Origin of the sequence: Streptomyces cahuitamycinicus (assembly GCF_002891435.1) — a bacterium.
Taxonomy (GTDB): Bacteria; Actinomycetota; Actinomycetes; order Streptomycetales; family Streptomycetaceae; genus Streptomyces; species Streptomyces cahuitamycinicus.
On record NZ_POUC01000363.1, the window covers coordinates 1 to 8,222 of the forward strand.

General features: G+C 72.4%; 4 protein-coding genes, 2 tRNA genes and 2 pseudogenes. 5 read left to right on the top strand and 3 right to left on the bottom strand.

The annotated features are described in order from the left end of the window. Positions 1-193 precede the first annotated feature (193 nt). Positions 194-638, bottom strand: a pseudogene (locus C1J00_RS33095) (NsdA family TPR-like regulatory protein); the annotation flags it as partial. On the opposite strand from C1J00_RS33095, the pseudogene C1J00_RS47240 reads away from it, so the two are divergent. The 3 genes and pseudogenes from C1J00_RS47240 to C1J00_RS33115 form a co-directional block, all read left to right on the top strand. Then, positions 614-883, top strand: a pseudogene (locus C1J00_RS47240) (protein kinase); the annotation flags it as partial. The pseudogenes C1J00_RS33095 and C1J00_RS47240 sit on opposite strands and share 25 nt — an antisense overlap. Before the next feature lie 353 nt (positions 884-1,236). Next, on the top strand, positions 1,237-1,830 hold the full coding sequence (locus C1J00_RS33110) for an RNA polymerase sigma factor (RefSeq protein WP_102912667.1): 594 nt from the start codon (positions 1,237-1,239) through the stop codon (positions 1,828-1,830). Position 1,831: 1 nt separating this feature from the next. Then, complete coding sequence (locus C1J00_RS33115; RefSeq protein ID WP_245936595.1) at positions 1,832-2,779, top strand: CU044_5270 family protein; 948 nt, start codon at positions 1,832-1,834, stop codon at positions 2,777-2,779. Positions 2,780-3,070: 291 nt separating this feature from the next. On the opposite strand, the gene C1J00_RS33120 is transcribed toward C1J00_RS33115, so the two are convergent. Next, positions 3,071-3,143, bottom strand: a tRNA-Arg gene (locus C1J00_RS33120). A gap of 198 nt (positions 3,144-3,341) precedes the next feature. Beyond that, positions 3,342-3,432, bottom strand: a tRNA-Ser gene (locus C1J00_RS33125). Between the two features lie 184 nt (positions 3,433-3,616). Between C1J00_RS33125 and C1J00_RS33130 the strand changes: the two genes are divergently transcribed. After that, positions 3,617-4,135 carry an SSI family serine proteinase inhibitor gene (locus C1J00_RS33130; protein WP_102912669.1) on the top strand — a complete coding sequence of 173 codons (519 nt, stop codon included), beginning with the start codon at positions 3,617-3,619 and terminating at the stop codon, positions 4,133-4,135. 338 nt (positions 4,136-4,473) lie between these two features. After that, the coding region (locus tag C1J00_RS33135; protein ID WP_102912670.1) for a PAS domain-containing protein at positions 4,474-8,222 on the top strand (3,749 nt) is incomplete at its 3' end.

An 8,222-nucleotide genomic window follows, 5' to 3' on the forward strand; every position in this document is an offset into this window, starting at 1 on the left:
CGTCACAGCGCGGCCGGCGGGAAGCCACCCGTCGAATTCGAACGGATCATCCAGGAAGCGCGAGCCCGCACCGATCAGGAAGGCCGGGCCGCATAACCAACGTCTCTACGAAACCAGGGGATTGACAGCTGTGACAACGCTGATGCGTGCCCGGCGCGCGCGTGCCCGATGTGCCGGGGAGTCACGGGGAAGGGCTGTGCGCTCCCCCGATCGCCCAGTGGGTGTCGTCACGGTTGCCGAGGGCGGCGTGGGCGAATGCTTCCCGCATGGCCAGCATTTGGACATAACGCGCGGCGTGCTGCCGAGTGCTGACCGGGCCTGATCCTGGGCTGCGGTCACGAGTGCCAACGAGTCCGCGGGCTTGTCCTGACGTTGGCCATGAACTGCCGGTCGTCGATCTTCTTCGCCAGTTGCAAGGCCTGGGTGAAGTACGCACGAGCCTGGATGTACTGGCGGGCGTCGAAGTAGGTCCAGCCGGTCAGACGTGCCAGCTCAGCCGCGATTCCGTAGAGACCGTTCCGGATGGACGGTGGTCGGCTCTCCTTCAAAAGTCCAACCACATGGCGGAGCTGGCCGACAATCGCTGGCCGCAGTGCCTCTCCGCCGTGCTGGTCGTCTCGTCGCCAGTAGTGGTGAAGCCGAACCCACGCCGGAAGCCGACATCTACGCCCTCGGCGCCTCCCTACTGATTTCCGCCACTGGCTGGCGGGCCGTCGAGTATCCGGACGACGCTCCACGCGCCGTCCAGAGAGAGGCCGTGGCCAACGGCAGACGTCGACCCGTGCAGGCGCCTGGCGCGCTGGGCGAATTGATCGAAGCGATGCTCAGCCACACTCCCGAAGACCGGCCGGCCATTCACGAGGTAGCCGAAGCACTGAGCTGAGATCCCGCTAGGCCTTCTGCTCGGTACCGTCCTGTGGCCGCTCAGCGACGAACGACCCGAGGCCAGGCTCGGTGTACGTCAGCCCCTCCTCCCGCAACGCGCGGAGCACCTTGTGCGCCGTCGCGTTGGCGACTCCGAACTCGGAGGTGCCCCAACGTGCTCCCCGACAGCAACCCGAAGACGGAACCGTCAAGCAGCAAACGAGGTTGCACACGCCGCATAGCTGCTGGACATCGCGCTGGTGATCGCCGGTGTGGTCAGGTTCAATACCTGCGCGTGAACCCTCCGGACCGCTTCGGACAACAGGGGGTGGAATGCACTCCACTCCTATTACACGAAGAAGCGAGGGCCTCGTGGGGGATCCACCCACCGACGACGCGCTGGTCATCCAGGAATCCCTGGAGCGGCCGGAGGTATTCGCCAGGCTTTACGACAGACACGCCGCCGAGATCCACCGGTATGTGATGCGCCGGCTGGGCGACAGTCACGCCGACGACATCACGGCGCAGACCTTCCTCATCGCCTTCCGCAACCGCGCCCGCTACGACGTCGCGCGCGCCAGTGCCCGGCCGTGGCTCTACGGCATCGCCGGCAACCTCATCGGCAGCCACCGCCGCTCCGAAGTGCGGGCGCTGCGGGCGCTGGCCCGTACCGGTGTCGACCAGGTGGCCGAGTCCTGGTCGGAACGGGCCGACGAGCGGGTGACGGCCGAGGCCTCGCAGCGGGCGCTGGCCGGGGCGATCGCGGCCTTGCCCGGGAAGGACCGGCATGTGCTGCTGCTGGTCGCCTGGGCGGACTTCACCTACCAGGAGTGTGCCGACGCCCTCGGGGTGCCGGTCGGCACGATCCGCTCCCGGCTGAGCCGGGCGCGGCGCAAGATGCGTACGGCGCTCGGCGCCGACCCCACCCTCGTAAGCGACCACAACGGGGCGGTATCCCATGGATGACATGACCAGGATGCGCGAGCTGCGCGCCGATGCGCCGACGCCGGACCGGATGCGGCTGGTTCCCGGCCGCCAGAAGCTGCTGGGAGCAGCGCAGCAGAGCTCTGCCCGCAGGATGCGGCTGGACTGGCGCGTGACGGCTGCGGGGGGCGCCGCGACGGTGATCACCATCGCGGTGCTGGTGACCATGATCGTCGGTGGCGGTGGACCCGAGCGCGGCGTGCAGCCTGCCGGGCCCGACCTGACGTCCGCGACGGCACTCCTGGAGCAGGCGGCGGAAGTGGTGTCGCAGCAGCCGGATCCGCATCCGCGCGACGGCCAGTGGGTCTACCTGAAGACCGCGCAGTGCCAATACGGAGCGTCGGACGCGGCGCCCGATGCCAAGCCCAAGGTGAGCGAGGAGTGGGTCCAGTACGACAGCCCTGTGAGGGAGGACGACAAGGACGGCGACAACGAGCCCTCGCAGCGGCGGCTGTATCGCCTGCTCGCCTCGCTGCCGGACGACCCCGCCGAGATCCGGAAGCAGGCGGCGGACATGTTCCCCATGGGCAAGGACACCGGCTTGACGGGTGAGCAGCTCGAGACCTTCGCGCTCCTGGCGACCCTCGACGAGGCCTATCCCGTGCATCCGCAGGGGATGGCCAAGCTGTACCGGGCCCTGGCCGCGGACCCCGGGATCGAGGTGGTCCCGCACCTGGTGAAGGACCCCATGGGGCATGACGCCATCGCCATATACCCGGACCTGGGCAGCAAGGCCGTTCAGCGCCAGGAGTACCTCCTCGACCCCGACACCTTCCAGTACCAGGGGACCCAGTCGGTCGCGGTGCGCGACTACGAGGAGAAGTACGAGGACGGCTCGTCGGCTGGGCGCTCGCACAAGAAGGGCGAGGTCACATTCTGCGAGATGAAGATGACCCAGTCCCTCGTCGACCGGGACGGCGAGAAGCCCTGAACCGGCCGGGCGGGGCGGCCCCCGGGCCGCCCCGCCCGAGCCCAAAGCCGTACCGTTGCGCAACACCGCCTGGCGGAAGTGGCCCAGTGCTCGTGAGCCTTTCGGCGTGCCGACCCGGCGGCGCTGGGTGGCCAGCCGCTGCGCCGGGGAGGGTGACAGAGCGGCAGATCGTCCACTTGGTCGGCGACGGGGCGGGCGAGACCAGACACTGAACCGGTTGCCGTTACCCAGCGCCGTCAAGGCCAACGTCAGAGGCCCTGTAGATCACTCCACAGGGCCTCTGACGTGCTGTGCACTCGGCAGGATTCGAACCTGCAACCTTCTGATCCGTAGTCAGATGCTCTATCCGTTAAGCTACGAGTGCTTGTTCTGTTTTTTTCGCCGCTCTCGGGCCTTTCGGCTCGCTCGCGGCGACAGGAAGAACATTACATGACTGCCGCCGCCATGTGAAATCCGTTAGCCGTACCCCTTGTGAGCTGCGGAAACGGCACTTCCGGCCACCCTTCCGGAAGGCAACGACAGCGAAGCCCCGGTCGGGTGACCGGGGCTTCGTGATCGAGTGCGGAGGCGGAGGGATTTGAACCCTCGATGGGCTTGAAGGCCCAAACCGCATTAGCAGTGCGGCGCCATAGACCGGACTAGGCGACGCCTCCAGCATCACTCCCGCGCGAGCGCGAGCGCTGCGTGCCGATGATGACACAGTCGAGCGTGCTGTCACCAATCGACCCCCACGGTACTAGGCGGGAAGGGCGCAGGGCAAAGGCCTTGTCAGGCCCGTGCGTGCCCCCGCTCGCGTGGCCGCGCGCAACGTCCTGGGCCGCTGCGCGTTAGTCAGGCATGTTGCGTGCCACTCCCCGGGCCACCGCCCGCCCCGTCCTGCGGCGCCTCCTCGTCGGTGCCGCCGCCTTCGTTGCCGCCGCCGGGTCGCTGACCGCGGTCCCCCCTGCCGCGTATGCCCAGGCCGACGGAACCGGTCTGCTGTCCCCGGCCGGGCTCGGCGGCGGCCCTGACCGCGATCACCTCACCGTCACCGTGCGGAACGCCGGCCCCGGAGCCGACGGAACGTTCGAGCTGTACTGCGGCCCCGACGGCGGCAGCCACCCCGACCCGCGCGGCGCCTGTGCCGCCCTGGAGCGGGACACGCGGTGGGGGCAGGACGTCTTCGCACCCGCCCCGGAAGGCGGCTTCTGCACCATGCAGTACGGAGGCCCGGCCACCGCGCACGTCACGGGCACCTGGGAAGGGCGGCCCGTCGACGCCACGTACGACCGCCGTGACGGCTGCCAGATCTCCCGCTGGGACCGGCTCGTGCCGCTCCTGCCGGGTGTGGGCGGCGAACGAGGCGCCAGGGCCTGAGCCGCCCGTCGGCTCGGGTGCGGGCACAGAGGGCGGGCCCGTACCGGCGCCTTCTTCTGCGCCACTCTCCGCCCTCATCACGCCAGTCTGGCCAAAAGGTACAGAAACGCCGTCGTCGTAAAGGTCCCGCGAAGGTCCCGCGACGTCATCGCAGGAGGACGGGCGTTTGGCGGTTACTCGGTCGTCAGTTCGGGGTCACTTCCTCGTGGGACCTCGCTCTCATCCGGCGTCGCGAGCGCAACCGCAGCCCTTAGACTCCCTCGCGTGACACGCCGCGGGACGGTTGGCAAGATGGCCCGAGCGGTCGGCAAGGTGCGGTAACAGGGAGGAAGCGTCTCGTGAGCAGCAGGCCATCCCGAGGCGCTGCTCGCCTCGCAGCCATACTGGACGCGCTTCCGGACGCGTTGGTGCTGGTCAACGCCAACGGCACGGTCGTCAACGCCAACACCATCGCCCTGGAGGCCTTCGAGACTCCGGGGACGGCTCTGGTGGGGCGCGGGCTGCTCGATCTGCTGCCGCAGTTCGACTCCAAGCTCATTCCCGGCTCCATGCGGCGGCCGGAGCACCTCGATCCGCATGCCCGGACCAAGCCGACCCGGATGATCGCGCGCAGGACCGACGGGACCGAGTTCCCCGTCGAGGTCACCAGTGCGAATCTGGAGAACGGGCAGCAGGCCTACGACGGTTACGGGTACAGCGGTGACGAGCTGCTCATGCTCGTCGTGAGGGACCTGACCGGGACCGTGGACACCGAGGCCGAGCTCGCGCGGTCGCAGCGGCAGACCGAGATGATCCTGCGGGCCGCGTCCGAGGGCGTCGTCGGGACCGACACCGACGGGCGGATCGTGCTCGTCAATCCGGCCGCCGCCCAGATACTGGGATTCCGGGCCAGCGATCTCGGCGGGCGCGAACTGCACGACCTCGTGCTGCACTCGCGCGCCGACGGCTCGCCCTTCCCGTACGACGAGTCGGCGCTCGCCGACACCCTGCGTTCCGGGCGCAAGCACCGGGTGCGCAGCCAGGTGCTGTACGCCAAGGACGGCGGCAAGGTACCGGTCGACCTGACGACCGCACCCGTGCGCGACGGCGACCAGCTCGTCGGCGCCGTGATGACCTTCACCGACCGGCGGCCGTACGACGCCGTCGTCGAGGAGAAGGAGGCGGCGGACAAGCGCCACGCCGAGGAACTGGAGCGGATCGCCGAGGAGCACGCCTCCGAGCTCACCGCGCTGCGCCAGCAGCACGTCACCGAAGTGGAGGAGCTCACCGAGCGGCACGCCGAGGAGCTCGCCGCCAACGAGGACCGGTACGCCGCCCTCGGGGAGCGGGAGAAGGACCGTTTCGAGGCGCTCGCCGCCCGCCACGAGCAGTTGCTGACCCTGCTCGGCCGGTCGCTGCGCGGCCCGCTGGACGAGCTGCGCCGCGAGCTGGCCGCGCTGGCCGCCGACGACGCCGGGCAGCTGTGGCCCGAGGCCAACCAGGTGCTGCACCACCTGTCGGCGGGCTATGCGCGCATCACGACACTGATCGACAACGTCCTCGGGTACCAGCGGCTCGACGCGGGCAGCGAGGACGTCTCCCGTACGAAAGTGATGCTTGACGCCGTCGTCGCCGCCGGGGTGGACGGGGCCGTCGAGCTGATCGGGCCCGGACGGGTGCAGTTCGCCGTGCACGCGCCGCCCATCGAGGCCGAGGTCGACCCCCGGCTGCTCGCGACCGCTCTCGCGCATCTCGTCGCGGACGTGGCGGGGGTCGACGCGACCGGCAACACGCCCGTGTCGGCGGGCGGTTACCTGGACAACACCGTCGTGGTGGCGGCGGCGCAGCGCGGCGAGGTCGTCCGTATCGAGGTGCGCGGGCCGTACGCCGGTGGTGACACCGTGCACGAGCCGATCGTGCGCGGGATCGTCCGGGCCCACGGCGGTGTGCTGCAGACGCACGACGTACCCGGGATGAGCGGGAGCGCGTACGTCCTCGAGGTGCCGATCGGGGGCGGGGCCGGAGCGGTCGCCGTCCAGCCGGTGGACGAGTCCGCCGCGCTCGCTCTCGTCGACCCGGCTCTCGTCGACCCGGCTGCCCTCGACCCCGCTGCCGTCGACCCCGCCGGGCAGACGTCCGGTGGGGGGCGGCGCCGGGCGCGGCGGGCCACCACCGACGCCTTCCTGGACGGAGACGTTCCGGGTGGTGAGGGCGAGGCCGCCGGTGGTCCCGGAGCCGACGGGGCCGCGCCCACCGGGCGGCGCAGGCGCCGGGCCGACCGGGAGCAGGCGGCCCTTCCGGCGCAGGCGTCCGGTGAGGGCGGCGCGTCGGGCGGTACCGGGCGACGGCGGCGCGCGGCCGAGGACGCCGGTACCGATGCCGTCGGCAGCGCCGTCCAGGGTGTCGCCGAGGGGGCCGTGATGACGGCCGCCGAGCATGCGGCGGGTGCAGCCGCCTCGAACACAGGGCTCGGCGGGACCGTGCCGCCGCAGGGTGTGCCCGGGTCGTCCGGGCAGCGGGGCCGGAGTGAAGCCGGTGAGCAGGCCGCGCTGCCGTCCGGACGGCCCGCGCTGTCGTCCGGTGGTGGGGCCGCCGGCCCGTCCGAGGCGGCTCAGGGGCAGTCCCAGCAGCCGACAGGGCGCCGGCGGCGTGCGCTGGCCGCCGCCAACGAGCGGGCGGCGGCGGCTCAGGAGGCGGCCGGGCCGCGTCCGGTGTTCGCGCTGCCGCCGGCAGAGGCGGATCAGGTCCCGGCCCCGGCCCAGGCCCAGGCCCAGGCCCAGCAGGAGGTTCCGGCCGAACCAGGGCAGCAGGTCGCCGACGGGCCCGCGGATGCGCCGGGTGTGGTGCACGCTCAGGGGCAGGTGCCGGTTCCGGGGCAGGTGCCGGTTCCGGAGCACGGCGCCGTGGCGGTCCCCGGTGCGGCTGCCGCCGGTGCCGGGCCGGTGGAGGAGGGGCGGCACGACGCCGTCCCGCACGACCAGTCCGCCGATCACACACCGCCGCAGCCGCATCCGACCAGCGCGCCGACCGGCCGCCGGCGACGGGCCGTCGCCGCGCCGCAGCCGGCCGAGGGGGCCGGAGCGCAGGTGCCGGTGAGCACCGACCAGACGGGTCCGGTGCCTGCCGGTTCCGTTCCGACGGTTCCCGTGCCCGCTGGTTCCCCCCCTACAGGTCCCGTGCCTGCGGGTCCCGTGCCTGCGGGTTCGGTGCCTTCCGGTTCCGTGCCGGGCGCTCCCGTCCAGGCCGGCGTCGCCCCTCCCCCCGGTGCGCCGGATGCGGCCGTGCCGCCGCAGGGAGTGCCGGGTCCGGCGCAGGGGGCCGTCCCCCACGTGAACGCCCCGCAGGGCGTGTCCGTCCCCGCTCCGGGCGGCCTGGGGCAGAGTGTGCAGGCGGCCCTGCCGGGGCAGGCAGTGCAGCCCGCCGCCCCGGCCCAGCCCGTGCCGCAGCAGGGCGTCGCCGCACCGGGTCAGCAGCCCGCCGCAGGGCCGCTCCCCGCTGAGGCCGCTCCCGGGCAGGGCACGCCGCCCCAGGGCACACCCACTCAGGGAACCGCGGCACCCCAGCCTGACGCCCGGCAGCCCGGTGCCCAGCCCTGGCCCGACGCCACGTCGGGGGCCGGTGCCGCACACCCCGCGCCTTCGAACGGCACGCCGCCCCGGGCCCCGCAACAGCACACGCCCGCGCCGGGCACCCCGCTGCCGCCGGAGGGCTCGCCGCGGGCGGCTCAGCCGTTGCCCGCCGAGGCCGCTGCGCCCGTCGACCCGAACTCGACGCAGGGACGGGCCATCAGCGTGCGGACGCTGGGCCAGGGCGTGCCGTTCAACCGGCAGGCGCTCCAGGTCCAGCAGCCCTCGGCCGTGCCCGCCCCGCAGTCCGTCCCGTACCCGCAGCAGACGGCGACGCCTCCCCCGCACCAGTCGGGTGGATCGGGGCGGCGCCGCAAGCTCGGCACGCCACCCGACCCGGCGTCGCGTACGGACCAGGCGGGCCGCCCGGAGCAGCAGGGGCAGCCGCGTCCGGCGGAGCAGGCACCCCGACCGGAGCAGGCGGCGCGGTCGCATCCGGCGGCCGAGCACACGCCGCCGCCGGTCGCCGCGCAGGCCCCCGC